This window comes from Streptomyces sp. NPDC002643 (genome assembly GCF_053592555.1).
Window position 1 is genome coordinate 20,803 of the sequence record NZ_JBSFVY010000034.1, and the last position, 24,251, is coordinate 45,053.

Annotated in this window: 19 protein-coding genes and 5 pseudogenes; 6 read left to right on the forward strand and 18 right to left on the reverse strand. The window is 69.2% G+C overall.

What is annotated here, in order from left to right:
- Positions 1–127 precede the first annotated feature (127 nt).
- The 5 genes and pseudogenes from ACWD4G_RS36645 to ACWD4G_RS36665 all read right to left on the reverse strand — a co-directional run bounded on the left by ACWD4G_RS36645 (position 128) and on the right by ACWD4G_RS36665 (position 3,897).
- Entirely contained in the window at positions 128–1,135 is a 1,008-nt protein-coding gene (locus ACWD4G_RS36645) for a TIGR03620 family F420-dependent LLM class oxidoreductase (RefSeq protein WP_451301488.1), read from the reverse strand.
- A 17-nt stretch (positions 1,136–1,152) separates the two neighbouring features.
- On the reverse strand, positions 1,153–1,368 hold the full coding sequence (locus ACWD4G_RS36650; protein ID WP_451301489.1) for a ferredoxin: 216 nt from the start codon (positions 1,366–1,368) through the stop codon (positions 1,153–1,155).
- Positions 1,369–1,843: 475 nt separating this feature from the next.
- Positions 1,844–2,047 (reverse strand): annotated as a pseudogene (locus ACWD4G_RS36655) (cytochrome P450); the annotation flags it as partial.
- A 1,029-nt stretch (positions 2,048–3,076) separates the two neighbouring features.
- Positions 3,077–3,199 carry a hypothetical protein gene (locus tag ACWD4G_RS36660; protein WP_451301386.1) on the reverse strand — a complete coding sequence of 41 codons (123 nt, stop codon included), beginning with the start codon at positions 3,197–3,199 and terminating at the stop codon, positions 3,077–3,079.
- A 218-nt stretch (positions 3,200–3,417) separates the two neighbouring features.
- Entirely contained in the window at positions 3,418–3,897 is a 480-nt protein-coding gene (locus ACWD4G_RS36665) for a nitroreductase/quinone reductase family protein (protein WP_451301388.1), read from the reverse strand.
- A gap of 152 nt (positions 3,898–4,049) precedes the next feature.
- Here ACWD4G_RS36665 and ACWD4G_RS36670 point away from each other — a divergent pair.
- The 3 genes and pseudogenes from ACWD4G_RS36670 to ACWD4G_RS36680 form a co-directional block, all read left to right on the forward strand.
- Positions 4,050–4,094, forward strand: a pseudogene (locus tag ACWD4G_RS36670) (hypothetical protein); the annotation flags it as partial.
- Between the two features lie 94 nt (positions 4,095–4,188).
- Positions 4,189–4,512: an alpha/beta fold hydrolase gene (locus ACWD4G_RS36675; protein WP_451301491.1), complete on the forward strand. Its 324-nt coding sequence runs from the start codon at positions 4,189–4,191 to the stop codon at positions 4,510–4,512.
- Between the two features lie 40 nt (positions 4,513–4,552).
- Positions 4,553–4,975, forward strand: coding sequence for an alpha/beta fold hydrolase (locus tag ACWD4G_RS36680; protein ID WP_451301390.1), 423 nt, complete (start codon positions 4,553–4,555; stop codon positions 4,973–4,975).
- A 59-nt stretch (positions 4,976–5,034) separates the two neighbouring features.
- On the opposite strand, the gene ACWD4G_RS36685 is transcribed toward ACWD4G_RS36680, so the two are convergent.
- From ACWD4G_RS36685 to ACWD4G_RS36730, 10 genes and pseudogenes are all read right to left on the reverse strand, one after another.
- On the reverse strand, positions 5,035–7,227 hold the full coding sequence (locus tag ACWD4G_RS36685) for an RICIN domain-containing protein (protein WP_451301392.1): 2,193 nt from the start codon (positions 7,225–7,227) through the stop codon (positions 5,035–5,037).
- Between the two features lie 279 nt (positions 7,228–7,506).
- Positions 7,507–8,469 (reverse strand): annotated as a pseudogene (locus ACWD4G_RS36690) (aldo/keto reductase).
- 41 nt (positions 8,470–8,510) lie between these two features.
- Positions 8,511–9,017 (reverse strand): annotated as a pseudogene (locus ACWD4G_RS36695) (PfkB family carbohydrate kinase); the annotation flags it as partial.
- A 95-nt stretch (positions 9,018–9,112) separates the two neighbouring features.
- Positions 9,113–9,574 (reverse strand): bifunctional 4-hydroxy-2-oxoglutarate aldolase/2-dehydro-3-deoxy-phosphogluconate aldolase, encoded by a 462-nt coding sequence (locus ACWD4G_RS36700; protein ID WP_451301394.1) that lies wholly within the window; start codon positions 9,572–9,574, stop codon positions 9,113–9,115.
- Positions 9,575–9,901: 327 nt separating this feature from the next.
- Positions 9,902–11,215, reverse strand: a complete 1,314-nt coding sequence (locus ACWD4G_RS36705) for an L-fuconate dehydratase (protein WP_451301396.1) — start codon at positions 11,213–11,215, stop codon at positions 9,902–9,904.
- A gap of 14 nt (positions 11,216–11,229) precedes the next feature.
- The gene (locus ACWD4G_RS36710) at positions 11,230–13,545 is read right to left on the reverse strand and encodes a glycoside hydrolase family 3 N-terminal domain-containing protein (protein WP_451301398.1); all 2,316 of its coding nucleotides are present in this window, start codon (positions 13,543–13,545) and stop codon (positions 11,230–11,232) included.
- Between the two features lie 232 nt (positions 13,546–13,777).
- Positions 13,778–14,596, reverse strand: a complete 819-nt coding sequence (locus ACWD4G_RS36715) for a carbohydrate ABC transporter permease (protein ID WP_451301400.1) — start codon at positions 14,594–14,596, stop codon at positions 13,778–13,780.
- A complete protein-coding gene (locus ACWD4G_RS36720; RefSeq protein ID WP_451301402.1) occupies positions 14,593–15,498 on the reverse strand; it encodes a carbohydrate ABC transporter permease in 906 nt (301 codons plus the stop codon). Before ACWD4G_RS36720 ends, ACWD4G_RS36715 begins: the two co-directional genes overlap by 4 nt.
- A gap of 42 nt (positions 15,499–15,540) precedes the next feature.
- The gene (locus ACWD4G_RS36725) at positions 15,541–16,821 is read right to left on the reverse strand and encodes an ABC transporter substrate-binding protein (RefSeq protein WP_451301404.1); all 1,281 of its coding nucleotides are present in this window, start codon (positions 16,819–16,821) and stop codon (positions 15,541–15,543) included.
- Between the two features lie 323 nt (positions 16,822–17,144).
- Positions 17,145–18,191 (reverse strand): substrate-binding domain-containing protein, encoded by a 1,047-nt coding sequence (locus tag ACWD4G_RS36730; protein ID WP_451301406.1) that lies wholly within the window; start codon positions 18,189–18,191, stop codon positions 17,145–17,147.
- A 228-nt stretch (positions 18,192–18,419) separates the two neighbouring features.
- Here ACWD4G_RS36730 and ACWD4G_RS36735 point away from each other — a divergent pair, with 228 nt between their 5' ends.
- Positions 18,420–20,687 carry a glycosyl hydrolase family 95 catalytic domain-containing protein gene (locus ACWD4G_RS36735; RefSeq protein WP_451301408.1) on the forward strand — a complete coding sequence of 756 codons (2,268 nt, stop codon included), beginning with the start codon at positions 18,420–18,422 and terminating at the stop codon, positions 20,685–20,687.
- A 27-nt stretch (positions 20,688–20,714) separates the two neighbouring features.
- Here ACWD4G_RS36735 and ACWD4G_RS36740 read toward each other — a convergent pair whose 3' ends face one another.
- Positions 20,715–21,758, reverse strand: coding sequence for a LacI family DNA-binding transcriptional regulator (locus tag ACWD4G_RS36740; protein WP_451301411.1), 1,044 nt, complete (start codon positions 21,756–21,758; stop codon positions 20,715–20,717).
- Between the two features lie 527 nt (positions 21,759–22,285).
- Here ACWD4G_RS36740 and ACWD4G_RS36745 point away from each other — a divergent pair.
- On the forward strand, positions 22,286–22,762 hold the full coding sequence (locus ACWD4G_RS36745; protein WP_451301413.1) for a hypothetical protein: 477 nt from the start codon (positions 22,286–22,288) through the stop codon (positions 22,760–22,762).
- Positions 22,763–22,988: 226 nt separating this feature from the next.
- On the opposite strand, the pseudogene ACWD4G_RS36750 reads toward ACWD4G_RS36745, so the two are convergent.
- Positions 22,989–23,361: pseudogene (locus tag ACWD4G_RS36750) on the reverse strand (helix-turn-helix domain-containing protein); the annotation flags it as partial.
- On the opposite strand from ACWD4G_RS36750, the gene ACWD4G_RS36755 reads away from it, so the two are divergent.
- On the forward strand, positions 23,288–23,509 hold the full coding sequence (locus ACWD4G_RS36755) for a hypothetical protein (RefSeq protein ID WP_451301415.1): 222 nt from the start codon (positions 23,288–23,290) through the stop codon (positions 23,507–23,509). The pseudogene ACWD4G_RS36750 and the gene ACWD4G_RS36755 sit on opposite strands and share 74 nt — an antisense overlap.
- A gap of 131 nt (positions 23,510–23,640) precedes the next feature.
- On the opposite strand, the gene ACWD4G_RS36760 is transcribed toward ACWD4G_RS36755, so the two are convergent.
- On the reverse strand, positions 23,641–24,219 hold the full coding sequence (locus ACWD4G_RS36760) for a TetR/AcrR family transcriptional regulator (protein ID WP_451301417.1): 579 nt from the start codon (positions 24,217–24,219) through the stop codon (positions 23,641–23,643).
- Positions 24,220–24,251 lie beyond the last annotated feature (32 nt).

Here is a 24,251-nt window from a genome sequence, read left to right on the forward strand (position 1 = left end):
ATCAGCCCCCTTTGTGAACAGTTGCTTATATGACTCTCAGCGAGGAGGCGGAGGGGAGGCGCTTGCGGGCAGGCTCTGTCGCTCGGTATCAGCACTGCCCGTTTCGGCTGATGGAGGGCCGCCCCTGTCACAGGATGGCGGCGAGGCGCCGCCACTGCGCACGCGGAAAGGCCATCATCCCCTCGGCCGTGAGCAGTTGCAGCGCGACATGGTCGGCGCCGGCGGCGACGTGCTCGTCCACCCGGCGCCTGATCGCCTCCTCATCACCCCAGGCGATCAGTGCGTCGAACAGCCGGTCACTCACCCCGGTGATGTCGTCGGCGGTGAAGCCGAGGCGCCGTACGCTGTTGGCGTAGTTGGGCAGAGCGAGGTACCCCCGCAACCAGTCCTCGCCGATCGCGCGCGCCTCCTCCCTGTTCACACAGAGGATGACCGTCTGCTCCGGAAGCACGAGCCCATCGCCCACTGCGTCGCGGGCATCCCGAGTGTGTTCCGGCGTGACGAGGTAGGGGTGGACGCCGCAGGCCCGCTTGGCCGCAATTTCGAGCATTCTGGGACCGAGCGCGGCGAGAACACGACCGCCGACGGGCACTGGCGGCTCCACCGCGTCCAAGCCGTCGAGGAACGTCGCCATCGCCGTGAGCGGCCTGCGGTAGCGCCCGGTCTCGGTGGCGTCCACCACTTGGGCATGGCTCACCCCGATACCCAGCAGGAACCGGTCGGAGTACGCCGCGGACAGCGACGCGTACGCCGCGGCGGTATCCGTCGGCGTATGCCGCCACAAGCTCAGCACACCCGTCGCGACGATCATCCGGCGGGTTGCCGCCAGCAGCCGGTCGACCGCCTCGAACAGCGGCCCACCGCCGTCCGGGATCCATACCGCGCTGAACCCCAACTCCTCGAGTTCCGCCGCCGCTTCGGCTGCCTCATTCGGGGCCCGGTAGCCGCCCAGCGGGACGCTCCATACACCGACACCGGAAAGATCCATGACTTTTCCTCCCCATCTTCGGACGGTGACCAGGTCCTCGTCCTCGTTACGCCGTTCCACACGCAGCAACCCGGCACGCTTCGCCCACCCAACGACGAGGCAGACCACAGCCAAGACGACGGCACCGCAGACCACGTGGACGAACACACCGTCGAAGTCGGCCGTCAGGTGCCGATTCGCTCGTCCAGCCCGACCAGGTGGATCGCGGCGGCGGGGCAGATCGCGGCTGCCTCCCGCACGCCCTCGTGCAGTTCCGCACTGGGGTGAGCCTCCAGCAGGATCGCGACACCGTCGTCCTCGCGCTGGTCGAACACGTCGGGGGCGACCATGACGCACTGCCCGGCGGCGACGCACTTGGGCTCGTCCAGTTCCACATGCATGGTTGTTGTCCGGCCGGCACCGCCAGACGCAACTCCGGCAGCCGGCGCAGCAAGGTGGGCAGGGCGATCTGCGGCGAGCGCCTCCTTGATGCCGGCGTACGGGCTCACGCTCCACACGGGCGGGCCGTCGGCCGGCACGGCCCGCTGCAAGCCCTCCTGCGCGGACCACTCGGCGTAGTCCGGAGCCGGCTGCGGCGGACAGCCCGCAGGGCGGGCGGGCGAGAATGCGGGAGGTAACGTCTCCGCGGCAGGAGACATGGTCATGGGTGCTCCTCGGAACGTGGGGGGCTGAGACGCACACGGTCGTAGGACCTGCTATGCACTCACGACGGGGAAACGGCCCACGTCGCCGCTCACGTTCGGAGAAGACCTCGATCTCATCGATGTCGGTGGCCAAACGCAGGGTGGGTAAGCAGCGCAGCAGGGCCGGGAACACGACGCGCAGTTCGGTGCGGGCCAGGCTGGAGCCGATACAGACACGCGGCCCGTAACCGAAGGAGATGTGCGCGTTCTGCCGATGGTCCTGCTGGAACTCGTCGAGACCGGTGAACTGGCGGGCGTTCCGGTTGGCCGCGTCGTTGGCCACGGGCACCGCGTCGCCGCGGGCGATGGTGACGCCCGCGATCTCGACGTCGTCGTGCGCGCAGCACAGGATGCCGAAGCCGCCCGGAGCGGCCATCCGCAGGATCTCCTCGACCGTCGACTGCACCCGGGCATCCGGGTCGGCCGCCAGCCAGTCCCGCCGACTGGGGTCGGACAGCAGCCACAGCGTGCCGAACCCGATCCGGCCCGCGGTCGTCTCGTGCCCGGCCAGCAGTGGACCATGTGTGTTCCTCACGGTCGTGGGGGGCCGCCGTGTCCGGCGGACGTGGGGATCGAACGACGCGAGCCGGGGAAGGCGACCGAGCCGAAGGGCGCCTGTCGCCACGACAAGGGACTCCTTGTCCGGTCCCGCGTACGTCCTCAGACTTTCGCGGAACCCTCCTCGCAGTCGTCCTACTGGTGCGGTCAGTCGGCACTACAGCAACCGCAGGAGCTTGTACTGAAACTGCGGTACGGCATCGCGCCAGGCGGCGCGAAAGGCGACCGTCTCACGCCGCCGGCGGATGATGTCCCGCCAAGTGGTGTAGCGGCGATCACCGCGAAAGTGCAGGTGGTAGGCCAGATGGAGGCAATCACCAATCGACAGATCTGACGCTATGTCAGTTGTTGCCGTCTATGGCACGGCGCCGCGGACCTTGACGCGTCCTTCTCCGAGACCACGGCCCTCCGGTGACGATCGCGACGTCATCTCCTTTTCCTGATCCATCCCTGTGCCGCTGGTCCAAACTCGTCTCGAACGAGTGCGTCTCTCTCCAGATGGACGAGGAGCGCTGCGAGCCGGTGCGTGCGCACAGCCACCGCGCTTCGACACAGCGCGGCGGCGCAGCGCAGCACCCGGCGCTCCTCGTCGATCTTGTGTACGGCCCCAGCCCGTCCTGCGAGGGTCGCCCACCTTCATCCTGCCGCTGCCTGTTCCGCGTACTGAAACCGCAGGATCCGGTGCCGCGTTCGCCGTGCGCGCGAAACCCGGCTGTCGTCGGGGCGTCCGGCAACCTGCAGGTACGTTCCGTCGACTGCGCTCGCCCGGTGCCCGCAGTGCACGGGGTCGCTCGGGCGGCAGCCGGGTGGGCTCGGACCGGTACACACTCAGAGCCGCTGTAAGGCATCACGGCGCGGGAGTTGCGGGCTCGGCGGCAAGCTGGGACGTCAGGTAGGCGAACCAGGCCGCGCTGTGCTCGGCCGCAGGGCAGGCGAAGGCGGCCAGTTCTTCGGGGCCGCGTATCGGCACCACACAGCTGTCGCGGTGACCGAATCGTGGCCCACGGGTGTCGCAGGCCACCAGGGCAGGGGCAGGCCGGAGAATCAGCGACGCATCCGCTGGTTCCGGGCGGATCGGTAAGTGACTCCAACTGGGCGATCCGGCTGGGGAGGACCTGGTCCCGCGCTGCGCCCTCCCGCAGGGCTTGCAGGTTCGGATGAGCCGAGCAGACGCCGGTGCCCTGTCGCTCACTGAGCCAGACGAAAGATGACCAGACGGGTCCTCAGACTGGCCTCGTGCAGTTCCTCCGGCGTGGGTTGACGATCGCCGGGCAGATCGAGCATCAGCGCCTTGGCCGCCTTCGGGCCCTTGCGGCGGGCGAACTCGGCAAGCAGACCGGCGATCGCGGCGCGGTCTTCGAACACCGTGGGGACCGCGTCGAGTTCACGCCCGCGGATACGCAACCGCACGGTAGGGCCGGTGCGTAGGTTCGGGATCCAGCTCAGCACACTCGACATGGCCAGGACGGTCCCGGGATCCCACTCAAAATAGGCGATCGGGACGGTGATGTGGCGTCCGGTCTTCCTCCCGGTGTAACTCAGCAGCATCGTGCGTCCACTGAGCAAGCGGTGCAGACGCGAGGCGAGCAGCGGGCGTATCACGCGGTTCAACACCCGGACGATGCGAAGGGAGGGGAGATTGGGATTCGTGCTCTTGGTCTGGCTCACCGTACCTCCGAATGTGAGGGGAGCCTCATGTTGGGCCGAACAGTACCACTGAACATGAGGATGCCCTCCGGTTGGCCGGTCCGCCGTACATCTCCGTGACGACCGGATCGCGGAACGCTCGGCGTCTGCCGTGATCCACGTCAAGGAGCTCGTTGCCCTACTGGCGCCATGCCTACGACTGGTGGGCGCAGGAGAAGCTGCTCACCTCCTTCCCGCAGTTCACCACGGAGATCGACGGACAGAAACGTCCACTTCCTGCATGTCCGATCCGCGAATCCGGACGCGCTGCCGTTGATCATCACGCACGGCTGGCCCGGGTCCTTCGCGGAGTTCCTGAAGATCATCGAGCCGCTGAGTGAGGACTTCCATCCAGCCATCCCCTCCCTGCCGGGTTTCGGCTTCTCCGGTCCCACCCGGGAGCGCGGGTGGAACTCCCAACGCATCGCCCGCGCATGGGCGGAGCTGATGCGCGGGCTCGGATACGAGCGCTGCGGAGCGCACTGCAGCGACTTCGGATCGGCCCTCTCCCGCGAACTGGGCAGGATCGACAGCGAGCACATCATCGGGGTGCACCTGGTCAACATCTACGCGATACCGCCCAGAACGCCGTCCTGACCGACGAGGAGAAGGAGATGCTGCAACGACAGCGGCAGCCATGGCATTGTGGGGCTGCTATCAGGCCATCCAGAGCACACGGCCGCAGACCATTGCCTACGGGCTCGTCGACTCGCCGGTCGGGCAACTTGCCTGGATCGTCGAGACGTTCAAGGATTGGATGGACTGCGCCGAGGCGCCCGAAGGAGGCGGTGGACCGGGACCAGATGCTGACCAACGTGATGCTGTACTGGCTCACGGGGACGGCGGGTTCGGCGGCGCGGCTCTACCGCGAGGGCCCCAGCCCCGAAGGACCGAATCAACCGTCGACGACGTCGGCTTCCGGGCACCCCGGCGGTACGCCGAAATCCTGAACAACATCACAGTCTGGTCAGAGTTCGACCGCGGCGGCCACTTCCCCGCCATGGAGGAGCCGGACCTGCTCAGCGCCGACATCGGCGGGTTCTTCAAGCGACTCGCGTAGCTCCTGAACCGCGTTCAGCGGGGTGCGGTCCCCCTCCGACCGCACCCCGCTGAGGCGGACTAGGCCCGGCTCCACCTCTGGGTGGCGTTGCCGAGAGCCGTCCACAGTTGCACCTTCGACCCGTTGGCGGTCCCCCAGTTGGTGACGTCGATCGCCAGGCCGTTGGAGCGGTTGATGACGGAGCCGTCCAGACGGAACCACCACTTCTGGCTGGACTTGCCGTTGCAGGTCCACAGGATCACCTGGGTGCCCGCGGTGGTGCCGTCACCGGCGGCGGCCAGGCACTTGCCGGCGACGCGGAGTTCGCCCGCGGTGGTCTGCGTGATGGTCTGGTTCGCGTTGCCCGAGCAGTCCCAGATCTGGACCTGCACGCCCGTCTGGCCGTTGGGGACATCGAGGCAGCGGCCGGAGTTGGCGCCCTTGAGGGTGAAGGTGCCGTCCGTCGGCAGCGGGTCCTGGACCAGCTGCCACTCCTGCGAGTCGTCGGCCACGGCGTTCGTCGAGGCGTCGATCGCCGTGCCCAGGGTGACGGAGCCGCCCGCCGTCGCGCCCGTCATGAAGAGACTCGTGTTACGGACCGACCGGAGCTTGTAGTAGCCGTCGGTCGAGGCCACGAGGGTCCACTGCTTGTCGGTGGCGCCGTCGTCGACCCACTGGGCGAGCTTCTGTCCGGCTGTCGCGCTGCCGGTCCAGATGGCGACCGAGCGGCCACCGGCCTTGTTGAGCAGGGTGACGTTGCCGCCCTTGGCCGTGGTGTGCCAGCGCTGCAGGTCGTCGGCCGTGTTCCGGTCCTTCAGGACGAGGTCGGGGACGTCTCCGGTGAGGTTCGCGTCCTGCGTCTTGCCGGCGTCGGGGCTGAGGGCCTGACCGGTGGCGCGGTTGACGAGGGTGTAGTAGGCGGACTGGGTGGACCGCCCGAGGTCGACCTCGCCGTAACGGATGGGCCCGTAGCCGGTACTGAAGTCGGCCTGGAGGATGAGGACGCGTCCCGTGCCCTCCACGTACTGGAGATTGCGGCTGTAACCATTGGTGACCGGCGTCTGGTACTCCTTCCAGGTGCCGTCGCTCTTACCGGACTCGTTCACCCAGACACTGCCCCTGCCGTTGGCGTTGTAGGCGATCCGTCCGTCCGGGAGCTGGACGAGCACCGGGCTGCCGCCCGTCGACAGCGTGCGTCCCCCGGAGGGCACGGGCAGATTGGTGACCGGCTGGTCCGTCACAGTGTTCGGATAGAACTTCAGCGGGTCGTCCGCAAGCCGGTACCGGGTGTCCGTTCCACCGCCCCAGTACTCGTAGGTGAGCAGCCATTTCCCGTCGGTCGTCTCGGCGATCGTCGTCATGCCCGGACGTCCGTTGCCGATCAGCGTCTTGCCACCCACGGTCGCGGTCGTGCCCGGGACGTCGACGACCGGCTGGGTCCAGGATGTGCTGCCGCCGTCCCAGGTCCGGTGCACGAGGATCTGGAACCCGGGGTCCGTGGCCGTGTCGTCATCAGGGTCACGGTTCGGTACGCCGGTGGTGGCGTCGAAGCCGAGGTACTCCTGCTCGTCGGAGTAGTAGGCGACGAGCTTTCCGTTGCGGGCCACCAGGTACGGCTCCCAGACAGGGTCCCTCTGCCGGTTCGTGTTGGCGCTCGAGGGGTTGATGCCCTGCCAGCCGCCGGTGGCGATGATGTTCTGGAAGTCCCACGTCGCACCGTCGTCCGTGCTGGAGTACAGGGCGATCGCGATGTCCTTGCGGTCACCGTCGGCGGTGGGCGTCCAGTTCGGGTCGGCGGCCTTGCGCTCCTTGTAGTAGTAGTCGTCCCCCGAGACGGCGCTCGCGAGAAGCAGCGTGCCGGCCTGCAGCGTTCCGACGTCCTGCGGGAGCACATAGAGGTAGGGGTTGGTCCAGTTGCTGGTGTACTTCGCGTACTGCGAGTCACTGGACAGATACGCGGGAGCCTTGACATCGGACAGCTTCTGCCACGTCGTACCGTCGTCGTCACTCTTGTAGACCGGCAGCGTCTGGCCCACCGGGTCGCCCTTGCTGTTCTCGAACGACGCGACGATCCGGCCGCTCGGCAGCTGAGCCGTCTTCGGGTACAGAACACAGGGCTTCTTGTTGCACGTGGCGGAATCCTGCGACACGTACAGGTTCGTCTGGCTCGGCTGATACGCCGACGCGCTGCCCGTGGAGGCGAGGGCGAGTCCCACGCCGACGCCGAAGGCTGTCGCTGTCGCGAGAACCCTCCGTGCCCATGTTTGTCTCACTGCGGCTCCTCTGAACGTACGGGGTGGCGGCCACGGCAATGGAGAGGACAAACTCCGTGACCGACGGGGAATGACCGCAGAGCCGGACGTGAATACCGAACTGTCGACTGCGGCATGCGGCCCGCGGCGATACCCATCGATGCATTCCGGTCGATGAGACGTAAGCCGGGTGGGGAAAAGTATTGGGACGGGATACCGCTTTGTCACCGGTACGTTTCCGAAAGTGTTTCGCACGCTGCCCCTCATTCGATATTGACAGGGCGGAATCACGAGCACTATTCAGTAGCCGGGAGATGCGGGGGGGTGGCCGGCAGGCACGCCGGTTCTGTTCAGACCTCGGCCGCGCAGGTCGTGCCAGAGATCTTCCGGGAGTTCGCATACCGAGGGTGACGTTGATGACGCTGGGGTGGGTGAAGGGGAAGGCGATCGCCGCGGCGGGCAGGGTCGTGCCGTGCCGTTCACAGACATCGGCGATGGCCCGGGCACGGGCGACGAGTTCCAGCGGTGCGTCCCAGTAGTCGTACCTCATGCCGTGTGCGGGCCGGTCCCCGGAGAGCAGACCTGAGTTGAACACCCCGGCCGCCACGACGCTCTTGCCGAGCACAAGTGCGGTGGGGAGGACGTCGTCCAGCGCCGACTGATCCAGCAGGGTGCAGCGTCCGGCCACCATCACCACATCGGCGGATATCTCCCGGAGGAAACTGGCGAGCATGGCGGCCTGGTTCATGCCCGCGCCGATGGCCCCGACGACCCCCTGGTCGCGAAGTTCCGCCAAGGCGGGCATGGCTTCCGCCGCGGCCTGACGCCCATGGTCGCCGGAGTCGTGCAGGTACACGATGTCCAGGCGGTCCAGGCCCCGTGCGCTCCAGTGTGTCCTCGATGGAGCGGAGCACGCCGTCGCGGCTGAAGTCCCATCTCCTACGCAGGTCGTCGCGTACGACGAAGCCCTCGCCGTCGACTCCACGTGGCCACTCGTGGGGAACGAGCAGCCGGCCCACCTTCGAGGAGACGACGCACTGCTGCGTGGACGGTCCCTCAGGGCCGCTCCCAGGCGGCGCTCGGACAGCCCGAGGCGTAGTGCGGGGCGGTGTCGAAGTACCGGATACCGGCCTCCCAGGCCGCCTCGACGGCCGCCGTCGCTTCATCGGCGGGTGTGACCTGGTAGAGATTGCCAATGGCCGAGGCTCCGAAGCCGAGTTCGGTGAGCTCGGCCGGGGTGTTCGCGATCTTCCGGCGGCGCAAGGCCCCTCCTCGGGGAAGTGATGGGTCCGGGCGGGGCCCGGTCAGCGTCTGACATGGGGCGAACCGCCCGCCGTGAGCGCCTCGACCTCGGCGAGCGAGGCCATGGAGACGTCGCCGGGCGTGGTCATGGTGAGCGCGCCGTGGGCCGTGCCGTAGGCGAGCGCGCGTTCCAAGCGGGTGCCGGTCAGCAGGCCGTGGATCACGCCGACGGCGAAGGCGTCGCCGGAGCCGATGCGGTCCATGACGTGCAGGCCGGGCATCCGCGGGCCTGTGACGAAGCCGCTCTCGGGCAACCAGGCCGCCGAGGACCAGTCGTTCAGCCCTGCCGAGGGCACGGCGCGCACGGTGGTCGCCGGTACCCTGGCCTGCGGCACCCGGCTAGCCACCTCGGCGAGCGCGTCCGGCACCCCGTCCGCGTCGATGTGCGCCGCCCCGGGGCGGTCACCGGCCAGGGCCAGGGCGCCCACGACGACGTCGGCATGCCTGGCGAGCCGGAGGTCGACCTCGCGTGCCCTTTTGGCGCCGCCCCGGCCAGCCCACAGGCTGGGGCCGCAGACCTGGAAAGTGCGGGCGGTGCTAATGCGTCCCTCGCCCAGGTCGAAGCGCAGCATCACTTCACCAAGAGCGATCACCTCGGGCCCGGTCACCGTGTGCTCCTCGCCACGGCCTCGGCGGTCAGCCGTCGGATGTCCGCGTACGCGTCGCGCTCCGGATGACCGGCGGTCGCCATCCAGCTGCCGCCCACGGCGAGGACCGCCGGGTGGGACAGGTGGTCGGGCAGGAGGGCGGGGCCGATGCCGCCGGCCGGCACGAATCGGGCCTGCGGGAAGGGAGCGCTCAGCGCCCGAAGCATTCCGACGCCGCCGAGAGGTTCGGCCGGGAACAGCTTGGCCGTGTCGAGGCCCGCCCGCAGCGCCCGCATCAGCTCGGTCGCGGTGGCGACACCCGGCACGACGGGTACCCCCAGCCCCCGGCACCTCGCGATGACCGTCGCGTCGAATCCGGGTGACACGACGAAGCGGGCCCCCGCCGCCACGGCACGCTCCGCCTGCTCGGCGGTAAGCACAGTGCCCGCGCCGAAAGCCAACCCGCCGTGCGCCGCCATCGCCGGACCCGCTCGACCTCCGGGGTACGGAAGGTGGCCTCGGCGCATCGCGCACCACCCGCCGCGAGCGCCTCGGCCAGTTGCGAGGCCGAGTCCGGGGAGGGCACGGTCAGTACGGGCAGTATCCGGGTGCCGGACAGGGCGAAGGCGAGATCGGTGGCATCTGCCGAGCCATCCGCCGTCGACCGGAAGGATCGTGCCGTGGACGTAGGCGGCGGCCGAGGCCAGGTACGGCGGATCGGTTCATGGCCGGGCTCGTCCATCCAGGTCTGGGAACGGTGGTCGAGGTCCCACACATGGTGGTGGGCATCCACCAGTTCGAGACGGTCAGACACGCGCGGTCCAGACCGGGCCGTCGGGGTAGGCGTACTTCTTCAGGGACTCCGGGTGCATCTGCGCGCTCAGCCCCGGCACGGTCGGCGCGAGGTAGTGGCCGTCGGCGATGCGTACCGGGTCGACGAAGTGCTCGTGCAGGTGGTCGACGTACTCGATGACGCGGTCCTCGACGGTGCCGGAGACGGCGACGTAGTCGAACATCGACAGGTGCTGCACCATCTCGCACAGGCCCACGCCGCCCGCGTGCGGGCAGACCGGCACGCCGAACTTCGCGGCGAGCAGCAGGATCGCGATGTTCTCGTTGACGCCGCCGACCCGCGCGGAGTCGATCTGCGCGATGTCGATCGCGCCCGCCTGCAACAGCTGTTTGAAGACGACCCGGTTGGCGATGTGCTCGCCGGTGGCGACCTTGATGGGCGTGACGGCCTTGCGGACGGCGGCGTGGCCGAGGATGTCGTCCGGGGAGGTGGGCTCCTCGATCCAGTAGGGGTCGTAGGGGGCCAGTGCGCGCATCCAGTCGATGGCGGGCTGGACGTCCCATCTCTGGTTGGCGTCGACGGCGATACGGATGGAGTCGCCGACCGTCGCGCGGGCGGTGCGCATGCGCCGTACGTCGTCCTCCAGATCGGCGCCGACCTTCAGCTTGATCTGGGTGAACCCGTCGGCGACGGCTTCCCGGGCCAGGCGGGCCAGCTTCTCGTCGGAGTAGCCGAGCCAGCCGGGAGTGGTGGTGTAGGCCGGGTAGCCGCGCTCCAGGAGACGGGCGATGCGCTCCTCGCGGCCGGGCTCGGCGCGGCGGAGGATCTGAAGCGCGTCCTCGGGGGTGAGGGCGTCGCTGAGCCAGCGGAAGTCGACCTGGGCGACCAGCTCCTCCGGGGACATCTCGGCCAGGAAGCGCCAGACGGGCTTGCCCGCGCGCTTGGCGGCCAGGTCCCAGGCGGCGTTGACGACCGCGCCGGTGGCCATGTGGATGGCGCCCTTCTCCGGTCCCAGCCAGCGCAGTTGGGGGTCGTGGACCAGGGAACGGGAGAAGGCGCCGAGGTCGCCGCAGACCTCCTCGACGGACCGGCCCACCACGTACGGGGCGAGCGTGGCGATGGCGGCGGCCTGGGCGTCGTTGCCGCGTCCGGTGGTGAAGGCCAGGGCGTGGCCCTCCAGTTCGTCGCCGGCGTCGGTGCGCAGGACCACGTAGGCGGCCGAGTAGTCGGGCTCGGGGTTCATCGCGTCCGACCCGTCCAGGTGCTCGGAGGTCGGGAACCGCACGTCCAGGACGTCCAGGGCGGTGATGCGGGCGGATGCGGGCATGGCGGCGGTCCAGCTCAGCTCGGGAGGATCGTGACTTCTGTGGTCATGGTCCGGGTGTGGTCGACGATGCGGGTGCCACCGTGCAGTACCACCTCCACGGACCGGCCCGGATCTCCCGCCGACTGCGCGACGGTCAGCACGACTTGGCCAGGCTCGACACGGCGGCGTAGGTCCTGCCCGGTGAAGCTGGTCAGATCCGCGTGGAGCTCGAACTGAACGGTGCGGGTCTCACCGGCGGCCAGCTCGATGCGGGTGAAGCCGATCAGCTGGCGAACGGGCCGGGTGACGGAGGCGACCGGGTCGGTGAGGTACAGCTGGGGGACCGAAGTGCCCGCCCGGGGGCCGGTGTTGGTGATCGTGGCCTGTACGGTCACCGTCCCGTCGACCGCGATGGTCTCCGCATCGGCGCGCACGTCCTCGATGGTGAAGTCGGTGTAGGACAGGCCGTGGCCGAAGGGGAACGCCGGGGTGGGGTCGATGTTGCTCACTCCGTCGCTCTTGAGGGCGAGCGGGGGCGCGAGGTAGGTGCCCGGCTGGCCGGCCGTGTCGCCGGGGATCTGCACGGGCAGGTGTCCGGAGGGGTTGATCCGGCCGGAGAGGACGCCGGCGATCGCCGCCGATCCTTCCTCGCCGGGGAAGAAGGCCTGGAGGGTCGCGTCCGCCGCCTGGGCGTGCCGGCCGATCGCGTACGGGCGGCCCGAGACGAGGACGAGGACGGTCTGGTTCGCCGCGTCGAGGACGGCGTCCACCAGGTCCTCCTGCCCTCCGGGGAGCGTCAGCGTGCCGACGTCACAGCCTTCGCCGGAGGTGCCCTCACCGAACATGCCGGAGCGGTCGCCGACGACGAGGATCGTCAGGTCGGCCGCCGAGGCAGCCGCCACCGCGGCTTCGATGCCGCCGCGGTCGTCCCCGGTGAAGGAGCAGCCGGTCTCGTGGTGCACCGAGGCGTCGGGGAACTCCTGTCGGATGGCGTCGAGGACCGTCGGCGCCTCGACGCCCAGCGGGGTCTCGGGGTGGTGGGGCAGGACGTGGTTGGGGAAGGAGTAGCAGCCGAACAGGCAGCGGGCATCGTCGGCGGCGGGGCCGATCACAGCGATGGAGCGCGGGGCGGCGAGCGGCAGTGCGCCGGAGGGGTTGTCGAGGAGCACGACGGACTGTTCGGCCAGGTCGCGGGCGATGCCGCGGTTGCGGGGCGAGTCGAGGTCCGCCGGGGCGGTGTACTGCCCCGGCTTCCAGTCGGGGTCGAGCAGACCGAGTTCGGCCTTCTGCGTCAGGACCCGCAGCACCGCGCGGTCGAGGAGGTCCGTGGGGACACCGTCGTTCAGGAGCGCTTCCCCGTAGCCGGAGGTGTGCGGCAGTTCGACGTCGATACCGGCCCGGAGTGCGACGCGGGCCGCGCCCGTGACATCGTTCGCCACGTGATGCATGGAGGCGAGGAACGCGACGGCCCAGTAGTCAGAGACCACCGTGCCCTCGAAGCCCCAGGTGTCACGCAGAAGCCCGGTGAGCAGGGCCTCGTCCGCGCCGCAGGGCACGCCGTCGATGTCGTTGTAGGCGTTCATCACCGACCGGACGCCGCCGGCGACCACGGCCTTCTCGAAGGGCACGAGGATCACGTCGGCGAGTTCGCGGGGGCCGAGGACGGCCGGAGCGTGGTTGCGGGCAGCGCGGGAGGCGGAGTAGCCCGCGAAGTGCTTCAGCGTGGCGACCACACCGGCCGACTCCAGGCCCCGCACATAGGACAGTCCGAGCTCCGAGACGAGGTAGGGGTCCTCGCCGAGGGTCTCCTCCACCCGGCCCCACCGGTAGTCGCGTACAACGTCCAGGACGGGGGCCAGGCCTTGGTGGACGCCGACAGCCGCCATGTCCGAGCCGATGGCCTCGGCCATCCGCCCGACGAGGTCGGGATTGAAGGTGGCCGCCCAGGCCAGCGGTGTCGGGTAGACGGTGGCCTGCCAGGTGAAGAATCCGGTCAGGCATTCCTCGTGGGCGACGGCGGGGATGCCGAACCGGTTCGCCGCCACGACCTGCTCCTGCAGCGCCGTCAGCCGCCTGCGGCCGGCCTCCGGATCGATCGGGGCCGTGCCGAACACCCGGGTCAGCTGTCCCAGGCCGTCGACGATGGCCTCCTCGAAGCGGTCGGCGCCGCGGAAGGTCTCCTGCATGGGTGCCACGTCGCCGCCGTCGTCGTGATCCGGCCAGGTGCTGCCGAGTTGCGCGATCTTCTCGGCGTCGGTCATCACGTCCAGCAGGGCCCGCGCGCGGACAGGCGCCGGCAGGGCGGGGTCGTTCCACAGCCCGGTCGTCGGGCGCTCGTCGCTGATCGTCAAGGTCTTGTCCGTTTCTGTCTTCGGGCGCGCGAGAGCCGCGCGAGTGGTCCAGGAAGTCGAGGAAGCACGCCGACGGGGGCGGGCAGCCGGGCCCGGGCACCGGTCCGGCTATCGCGGGGAGGCAGACAGACCGGACGGCATCATGGGGAGGTGGTGATCGACGCTTGTCGGTGCACGGGCCCCGAATCGGGCGGCGTCCTGCCTCATCCGCCCTGGCAGGAAGCCGGTATTGTCACTTGCCGCCGGCTCCCATGAGGCCGGCGACAAGGGCCCGGCGGGCGAAGAGGTAGACGACGAGGATGGGGACCGCGGACAGCAGTACCGCGGCCAGCAGGGCCGGCACGTTCGCCGAGTACTCGGAGACGAAGTTGTACAGGCCTGGCGTGACCAGCTTGGTGTCCTCGGACTGGGTCATGATCAGCGGGAACAGGAAGCCGTTCCACGCCTGCAGGGCCGTGAAGACGGAGGTGGTCGCGATGGCGGACTTCGACATCGGGACGACCAGCGTCAGCAGGGTTCGGGCCGGGCTCGCGCCGTCCAGCGCCATCGCCTCGTACAGCTCGCTGGAGATGTCCCGCATCCCGCCGCTGAGGACCAGCACGCTCACCGGCAGCGCGAACGCGGCGGTGGGCAGGATGACCCCCCACAGGGTGTCGTAGAAACCGAGATCGTTCATCATGAGGAACAGAGGGATGATCACGGCCTGCGACGGGATCGCCAGCCCCAGGAGGAACAGACGGAACACGCCCTTGGCCATCCAGCCCCGGCCGCGGATGACGGCGTAACTGACCGGGATCGCGAGCGCCAGCACGATGGCGACGGTGGCCACCGCCACGACGAGGGTGTTCCAGATGTACTGCGGGAAGCCGCTGTCCAAAACCGTGCGGAAGTTGTCCATCGTCACGGTGTCGGGGATCGAGACCGGTCCCTTGTCGGTGTACGCCGTCTGCGGTTGCACCGCCGTGTTCACCAGCGCGTACAGCGGAATCCCGATGATCAGGAGCCAGACGAAGGCCGCGGCACCGGCCGCGTAGTTGGGGCGGGTTCTCACACTCCCTCCAGGGTGCTCGTCATCTTGTCGTAGCCACTCAGCTTCGTGAGGAGGACCGAGGCCGCGGTGGCGAGCAGGAGCAGGAAGCTCGCGATGGCGCTGGCGTAGCCGTAGTCGTAGGTGCGGAACGCGGTCTGGTACATGGAGAAGGGCAGGATCGAGGTGTCGGTGCCGGGGCCGCCGTTGGTCAGCAACAGGACGATGTCGAAGGCCGTGAGCCCGCCGACGACCATGAAGATCGTCGAGGTGATCATGGTGTTGCGCAGCTGCGGCAGCGTGATGTGGAAGAACTGCCGCACCCTCCCCGCCCCGTCGATCGAGGCCGCCTGATACAGCGTGTGCGGGATGGCACGGGCGGCCCCCTGGTAGAGCAGGCTGTGGAAGGGGACGAACTGCCAGCTGGTCACCAGGACCAGACAGGCGATCGCGCCGCTCTGGGTGCCGAGCGGATTGGCGCCGAAGAGCCACTCGACCTTCGACGGCAGGCCGAAGTTCGGGTCGAGCAGTTGGCGCCACATGATGGCCGTGGCGGCCGTGGACAGCAGCAGCGGCAGGAAGAAGATCGCCGACAGTACAGCCCGGTTGCGCTGAGGGCCGGCCGACCAGACGCCCAGCAGGATGCTGACCGGCGCCTGGACCGCGATGTTCCCCACCAGCAGAACGCCGGTGACCAGGGTGGACTGCCAGACCTGGCTGTCTCCGAAGAACCGCGACCAGTTCTCCAGGCCGGTGAACTGCGGGGTGTTGAGACCGTCCCATTGGGTGAAGGACAAGTAGAGCACCCCCGCCATCGGCGCGACGGCGAAGACGAGGAAGAACAGCAGGCCTGGGACCGCCCAGGCCACGCCCGGCCGCTCCAGGGTGGGAGGAGCGGCCCGGTCGCGGACGGGGTGCCTGCTCACGGACCGCGAAGTCGTTGCGGAGACCACGTGGACGAGCCCTTCCTACTTCTTGATCGCCAGCACCGAGCTGACGAACTGCTCCGGCGAGCTCTGCCCGTTGAACAGCTTCTGGATCTCGGTCAGCAGCGGGGTACCCAGGGTGAGGCCGAGCGCCTGGTCCCAGGACTGGGTGAAGTAGGGAGCCTGCTGCACCAGGTCGAACTGGAACTTCGCGTACGCCGGGTCGGCCGCCTTGGCGAGGAACTGCTCGGCGTTCGACGTGACCGGTACCTCGCCCTTCTCGACCAGTCCCTGCACGTAGGCGTCGCTGTAGGTGGTCTTGAGGAACTCCGCCGCGGTCTTTGCCGGAGCGGCGGTGGTCACCGAGATGTAGTTGGTGGGGTTGCCCACCACGTTCTTCGGGTCACCCTTGCCTCCCTCCACCGAGGGGAAGGCCACGTAGCCGAGGTCGTTCTTGGCGAAGTCCCGGTCCTCGCCCTGCTGGACGGCGTACTCCCACGAGCCCATCAGCACCATCGCGGCTTTGCCCTTGTTGAGCAGGGTGGAGGTGCCGCCGGCGCCGTAGTTGACCGATCCGAAGCTCTTGCCGAAGGCGCCGTCGTCCACGAGGTCCTTGATCATCTGCGCGGTCTTGAGAACCGCCGGGTCCCCCCACTTCTCCCAGTCGCCGTCCTGGATCCTCTGGAAGAGTCCTTCGCCCGCGAGGCGGTCGACGAGGTACTCGACCCACATCAGCTCGGTCCACGAGAAGCTGGCGTTGCCCGCGAGCGCGAACGGCGTGATGCCCTTGCCCTTGAACACCTTCACGAGCTTCGTCAGGTCGTCCCAGGTCTTCGGCGGCTCGACGCCGGCGTCGGCGAAGACCTTCTTGTTGTAGAAGAGGAACACCGGCTGGGTGCCGCGGCACGGAACGCCGACCAGCTTGCCGTCGACCTTGCCGGCCTCCAGCGCGGAGGGCAGGTAGTGCGTCTCCAGCATCTTGTCGAGTTCGACCAGCTTGCCCGCCTTGACGTAGTCGTCGAGGCTGCCGCCGCCCCAGTTGAAGAACATCCCGGGCATCTTCGAGGAGCCCATCCCGGTGCGCAGCTTGTCCTTGTACCCGTCCGAGGCGATGACGGTCATGCTGACCTTGCCCTTGCCGGTGGAGTTGAACTCCTCCACCGCCGCCTTCTGGACCGGGTTGGTCGGGTCCTGCAGCGTCCAGAAGTCCGCGTTGCCCGTGGGCGAGGCCGCAGTGTCGGACTTGCCGCAGCCGACCACAGTGACACCCAGCGTGGTCGCAGCCGTCGCGGTGAGGAACCACCGTCGGGACACTCTGTTCATCGTTGAACACCTTTCGAGTCGGCAGTATCCCTTTCGCGGGTGGGCTTCACCGCACAGGCCGTCCCGGGCCCGTCCGCGCTGAGGGATGTGAGTCGATGGCCACGGCCGTCAGGTGCTGTCGCGCAAGGTTTGCGTCCCGTTGCTCCTGCGGTTGAGCTGGCGTCGGTCACGCTAAGCGGCGGAATTCGGCCACGGCAATATCGGAGAGGAATCACTTCCGAAAGACTTTCGCAGTCCGAGGGCTTGCGGAATCGAAGTCAAGGGCGGCCGGCTCTCCCGGGCACTGTCGGCATGCACACGATCAATTCGGTACGGAAACGCGGTCACGCGCGCTCGTCTTTCCCGGCTCCGGGCGGCGCTGTCGACATACGCATGACCAATTCCGTCGCGAGTTCCCTGCGGATCGTCGCGGGAGGCCGGCCGTCGGCGAGGTGCAGCAGGACACGCGTTGCCTCCTGACCGAGCTCACGGAACGGCTGCCGTACGGCGCTCAGCGGCGGCGAGGCCATGGCGGCGACCAGGGTGTCGTCGAACGACATCACCGACAGCTCGCTCGGCACCGCGATGCCGAGCTGCCGCGCGGCTTCCAGGGCGCCGAGGGCCTGGGCGTCGCTCGCAGCGAACAGAGCCGACGGCCGTTCGCACCGGCCCAGGATGCCGCGGGCGGCGCACAGGGCCTCGCCGTAGTCGAAGTCCGTCGACCGGACGAGCGCCGGGTCGTACGGGATCCCGGCCTCCGCCAGAGCGGCACGGTAGCCGTGCAGACGTGCCGCCCCGGCCAGCGAGTGCGAACGGCCGGCCAGCATGCCGATGCGGCGGTGCCCGAGCTCGATCAGGTGCTGGACGGCGGTCGTCGCACCGTGCCAGTTCGTCACCCCGACGCTCGGGATGTCCACGGACGGCGCGTTCAGGGGATCGACGAGCACCACCGGCAGCCGCTGGTCCACGATCCGGTGCTGGTCCTGCTCGGCGAGAGCGGAGATCACGATGACGACCCCCACGGCGCCCAGCGCACCGGACTCCTGAAGCCACTGGGCGATCGAGCGCCGGCTCGTCGTGCCGACGGTCGTGTGGACTCCCATCCCGGCCGCCGACTCCACGATGCCGCGCACCACTTCCAGGGTGTACGGGCCGGCCAGGTCCCGGAACACGGCCAGGATCTGCCGCGGCCGGCGCGCGTCGCCCTCCCAGGCACGGACGTAGCCGCGCTCGGCCAGCAGCGCCTCGATACGTGTCCGCGTCGCCTCCGACACGTCGCGCCGCCGGTGGACGACTTTCGAAACGGTCGCGAGCGAGACACCGACCTCGCTGGCTATGGACGTGAGAAGCCCGTACTGGGCGTTCCCGCGCGATCTCGCTGAGCCCTTCACTTCCGCGTGGACCTCCCCGTCGACCTCCGCTGACCGTGCGCGCAGTGAAGGTACCTGCCAGTTCGATGACCGACGCGGCGGCAAAGGGGGCGACAACCCCTTTCACCTGCGGAGATTCGATGACCTTCAGCCTGCGAAAGTCTTTCGCGATCCGAGTGGCGAACTCTTGTAGGCTCCCGGCACCCTGTTCGGGCCAGTCGGACACATCACTTTCGGGGAGGCCGGGAAATGCCGGCGCACAGCATCCACGACACCCAGCCCGCCGACCGCTGGGAGGACGCTTTCCTCTCCGGCAACGGCGAGTACGGGATCATGGTGTTCGGGCATCCCCACCGGGAGCGGATCGTTCACAACCACCACCGTTACGTCCTCCCCAACGGCTCCCTCGCGATGCGCCCGCCGGTCGTCGCCGACCGTCTGGAGCACGTCCGCGATCTGATCCTGGCCGGAGACCGGGAACGGGCTCAGCGCGAGTTCTCCGACGGCAGGGCGATGGCCTGGACCCAGTCCTTCCACCCCGGGCACGTGCTCCACCTGGACGCCCAAGCGGAGGCGGGCCCGGTGGATGGTTACCGCCGCGTCACGGACTTCACCACCGGCGAGGTACGGGTCACCTGGTCCGACGGGGACCGGGTATGGCAGCGGCGTGCGTTCGTCTCGCGGACCGACGCCGTCGCGGTCGTCGAGATCACCGGTCCGCGGCTCGACCTGGTCGTCCGGCTCTCCGGAGAGCTTCCCGCCCGCCCGCCCGAGGTCACCTTCTCGTCGTCCGCCGAGGTCACCGGATACGGTGAGGCGTGCCTCGCCGTGGTGGGGGCGTATCCGCCCGGACCCGGTGCAGCGGAGTTCGCCGGCGTGGCCCGGGCCGTGGTCACCGGCGGCAGTGTCACCGCGGAGGGGGACGCGGCCCGCGTCGAGGGAGCGACGCGCGTGGTGGTGCTGACCCGGATGGACCGGTCGCCTACTCCGGTGGACATCACGGGGCTACGCACGGCCCTGCTCGAACTACCCGCCGACTACGACGAGTTGCTTACCCGGCACGCTCCCGTTCACGGCGAGCTCTACGGCCGGGCCGAACTGGACCTGGGCGTGTCCGACAGCGACAGGCAGCTGCCTGTGGGCGAACTGCTCGCCCGCAACGACCCCGACACGCTGGACCCCGCCCTGGTCGAAACACTGTTCCACTCCGGCCGCTACCTCCTGCTCAGCTCCAGCGGAGTCCTCCCGCCCCGGCTGACCGGACTGTGGCTGGGGGCCTGGGGCGCCGCCTGGTCCGGCGACTACACCACCGACGCCAACATCAACCTCCAGATGGCCGGGGCGGTCCTCACCGGCATGCCCGAGCTGATCGCGCCGTACGCCGCGTTGATCGGAGCGCAGATCGAGGACTGGCGCACCAACGCCCGCACGATCTACGGTGCCCGCGGCATCCTCGCGCCCAGCCGGACCGACGGCGAGCACGGACTGCTGTTCCATCTCGACGACGACTGGCCCTGGACGATGTGGCTGGCGGGCGCGGACTGGCTGCTGTACCCGCTGTACGAGTACTGGCAGGCGACCGGCGACGACGTCTTCCTCGCCGACACGCTCGCACCGTGGCTCGTCGAGGCCGCCGTCTTCTTCGAGGACTTCCTCACCCGCGAGGACGACGACGGGCATGTCGTCCTCGTCCCGTCCTACTCCCCCGAGGTCGGCCCGAAGCACGGACCGGGCGTGGCCGGAGTCAACGCGACCATGGATGTCGCCGCGGCCCGGCACGCGCTCACCACCGCCGCCGACGTCTGCGCGCATCTCGGCGTCGAGCAGGAAGCGGCCGACCGCTGGCGCGCACTGGCCGAACGGCTGCCGCCGTACCGCGTCGACGACCACGGGGCACTCGCCGAGTGGGCGTGGCCCCGACTGGCGACCGCCGACGATCACCGGCACATCAGCCACCTCTACCCGGTGTGGCCCCTACACGACATCTCCCCGGACGACAGCCCCGATCTGGCCGCAGCCGCCCGCGAAGCGCTGCTGCGGCGCGGCGACGAGAACATGTCCGCGCACGGCAGCCTGCACCGCGCCCTGGTCGCCGCGCGGCTGAAGGACGGCGGGACGGCGAAGGCCAACGTCCTCAAGATCCTTGGGCGGAACATGGTCTTCCGGTCCCTGATGACCTCGCACAACCCCGATCTGGAGATCTACAACGCGGACGCCGCCCACTGTCTGCCCGCCGTCGTCACGGAGATGCTGGTGGACTCCAGGCCGGGGATCGTCGAGGTGCTTCCGGCGCTGCCCCCGGAATGGCCAAGCGGCAGTCTGCGCGGTATCGAGACCCGGGCCGGGGTGCGCGTCGAGGAGCTGAGCTGGGACGTACGGGAGGGCCTCGTCCGGATGGTGCTGGCATCGCCGCGCGAGCGGGATGTCGCCCTCGTGTGCCGTGGTGCCGTGGACCGGCGACGGACCCTGCGCCTGCTCCCCCACTCCCCCACCAGGGTGGTCGTCCCGCTCGCCTGACAGAGCGGGGGCGAGCACCTGTCAGCGTCACGGGGTGGCGACGACCCGCCAACGTACGGATGTCGAGGTGCGCAGGACGAGTTCCGTCGCGAGCTCGATCCGCGACGACGCCGGCGGCGTGCCCTCGGCGAGCCGCATCAGCACACGGGTCGCCTCACTGCCCAGTTCCTCGAAGGGCTGACGTACCGCACTCAGCGGCGGGCAGGCCATGGCCGCCACGTGCGTGTCGTCGAAGGACATGACCGCCAGATCATCGGGGACGGCGAACCCCGCTTGACGGGCGGCTTCCAGGACACCGAGCGCCTGGGCGTCGCTGGCCGCGAAGACCGCCGTGGGCGGGTCGGCCGAGCGCAGGATCTGCAGGCTGGCGGCGAGGGACTCGCCGTAGTCGAAGTCGGTCGAGCGCACGAGCGCGGGGTCGTAGGGGATACCGGCCTCCTCCAGCGCGGCCCGGTAGCCATGCAGACGCGCAGACCCGGCCAGCGAGTGCGAGCGGCCCGCGACCATGCCGATCCGGGTGTGCCCGAGCCCCAGCAGGTGCTGCACCGCGTCCTTCGCCCCACTCCAGTTCGTGACCCCGATGCTCGGAATGTCCTGGCTCGGCGCGCTGAGCGGATCGATCAGCACCACCGGCAGGCGCTGTTCGACAATGCGGCGCTGGTCGTCCTCAGCCAGCATCGAGATCACGATGATCATCCCGGCCGCGCCGAGCGCCACGCACTCCTGAAGCCACTGGGAGATCGAGCGATGGGCGGTCGTTCCCGTCACCACGTCGATGCCGAGATCGTCCGCCGCGTCCACGATCCCGCGGACGACCTCCAGGGTGTACGGCCCGGACAGGTCACGGAACACCGCGAAGATCTGGCGCGGCACCGCAGGGTCCGGCTCTCCCGGGCGGACGTACCCATACCGCGTCAGCAGCTCCTCGACCCGAGTGCGGGTCGCGACACCGACGTCAGGACGCCGGTGCACCACCTTGGACACCGTGCTGAGTGACACCCCGGCCTCGCCGGCGATGCTGGTCAGCAGGCCGTACTGCGCCTCCCGGTGTGTCCTGCCCTGACCTGCCACTGGTACGCCTCGCCTCGAGCTGTCCTCCGATACCCGCCGCAAGCTAACGGGACGAGTCACCCGGGGACAAGGCCGTGGTGCGGCTCCCGCACACCATGACAGAGGCGAGGGCACGGGCCGGGCGGTGCGCTGATCGCGGACAGGGTGGGGCGGGACCAGGCCCATGCCGCCGGCGGAGATCAATGTCGAGTACGGCCAAGTCCGCCATCAGGTGAGGCGCCCTGACCGTGTCCGATACTCCGCCGTGCTGCGGTTGCAGTAATCGCCCCTCCGGTTTCAGTATCCCGAACTCATCCAACCGCACGACGACTTGGCAACACTGCGCGGTCGGCCTGAGCACCCCCCTCGCCGCGAGCACCCAGGTCTCCGAGGCCGCACGGCATCTCCCAGCAGATCTACGTCCAGGTCAACGGTCTGCTGCAGTGGGGACACGGCGGAGCCATGGGGGTCGTCCTGCTCGGTGTGACGCTCGCTCTTCTCGCACTCGCCGCGCTGACCCTGCGCCGGACCGGAAAGCAGGTGCTGTCATGAGCGGTATGAAGAGCGGCAGGCTCGGCCGTGTCGCCCTGTGGGGATTCTGCGCGCTGGTGGGCGCCTGGCTGATCGCTCCGGCGCTCATCGTGGTGCCCCTGTCCTTCACCGGCGAGGCGTCCCTGGTCTTTCCGCCCCGTAGCTGGTCGACCCGCTGGTACGCCAACTTCTTCACCGACCCGGACTGGACGAACGCGCTGCTGAACTCCCTTCAGATCGGCCTCATCGTCACCGTCGTCGCCACCGTTCTCGCCGCCGCCGGCCTGCACTGCGCCCTGGTGCCGGAGCGCTTCGCCCGCGCTACGGTCCGCAGTGGCCGGCTCGCTCTTGCCCACAACCGGCTCGTCCCGATGCGCCAGGCGCACTACCTTCTGCGCAGCGAAGACACACCACAACTGTTCCCCGAGGCCCGGGCGTTCACGCAGTGGTTGATCCAGAAGGACATCGAGGACGGGCCTCTCGGCTCCCCCTGAGGTCCGAACACTTCGGGCGGCCCGCACACGCTCGCGCAGGTGCGGGCCGCCCTCCGTTACCAGTGGGCCCAAGGCCAGAGCCGAGGCTCAGCAGTAGCTTCCAACAGCCGTTCCGCCGACGTGACCGTCGAAGAGGTTCTCGCGAGCCTTTGTCAGGCGGGCCGGGTTGCTGGTCTGCTGACTGTCGAAATCTCGGTTCAGTTCCATCTCCTCGCTGAGTCGGACGTCAGGCTGCCGCCCGCGTCTCGCGCATCCGGTACCCGCTCGGACTGACTCCGTGTCGCCCTTTGAACGCGGCTCTGAGGGCGAGGCGTTGGCGAATCCGACGCGGTCCGTCACCACTGCGAGCGTGGCGTCGGGCTGGTGCAGCAGGTCGGCGGCCAGGGCGAGTCGTCGTTCCCGTAGGCAGGTCATGGGTGGCCGGCCGACGAGCGTGGTGAAGCGCCGGGCCAGGCTGCCCGGGACACGCCGGTCTTCGCCGCCAGGACCGGCAGGGTCCATGGGTGGGGGGGGTCGGTTTGCAGCGTGCGCAGGGCAGGGCCGACCACGGGGGCGCTGGGGGCCCGGTACCAGGCGGGGACCTGGCTCGCCGCCCGCGCCCTCGGCTACCGCCTTGTCTTCGACTACCGCCGAGACCAGCTCAGCATCCAGGCCGGCACCGCCGGAGCCCAGCTCACCGAAGGCACCTGGTACTGCCCCCGTCCTCCCCTCAGCTCTGATCACCGCCACCAGCGACCTCCACCGTGAGGCCATCGACCGGGAGACATGGGCCCGCCGGATCGCCGCCCGCCCCCATGCCGACGCGGGGAGCACCCAGCGTCATTCCTGCCGGTACGGTACTTCTCGGTGAAACCGAGCGCGTCACGATAGAGCCCGACCTACTCGAAACTCTCATGGAGGACGGCAACAGCCTGGTGGATGAGCGCCGTGGTGTCCTGCTCGGGATCCACGGTGAACCTGTGCAGCACCACGCGCAGGGTGGCGAGGAACGCCGTGGCCAGGACCTGGGTCCGCAGGGGCCGGTCTGCCGACGCCGGCAGACGCTCCTCCAGTGCAGCGGCAAGGTCCTGTTCGGCGGCTGAGTAGACCGCGTTGAATTCGCGGGCCAACGCGGGGTGCGTGCGCAGGTCTCGGTAGCGCGCGTGCTCGGCCGGGTCACTGAACATCGCGCCGAGCTGGGAGGCGGCGTTGACGAGGGCCACGCCAGGAGGCTCCTCGGGCGGGCGGGCGCGCACCAGGTTGACCAGGTGCGCCACATGTGTCCGGTCGTGGTACAGGAGCGCTTGCTCCTTGCCCGTGAAGTAGTTGGAGAAGGTGCGCCGGGAGACCATGGCCGCCTCGGAGATGGCCTCGACAGTGACGCCCTCGACACCGTGCTCCAGGGCGAGGCGCACAGCAGCGTGGTGCAGCGCCTGTCGAGTTGCCTCCTTCTTGCGTTCACGCAGGTCACTTGTCATGGCCGATGAGCATACGGGATGTTGGCAAAAAT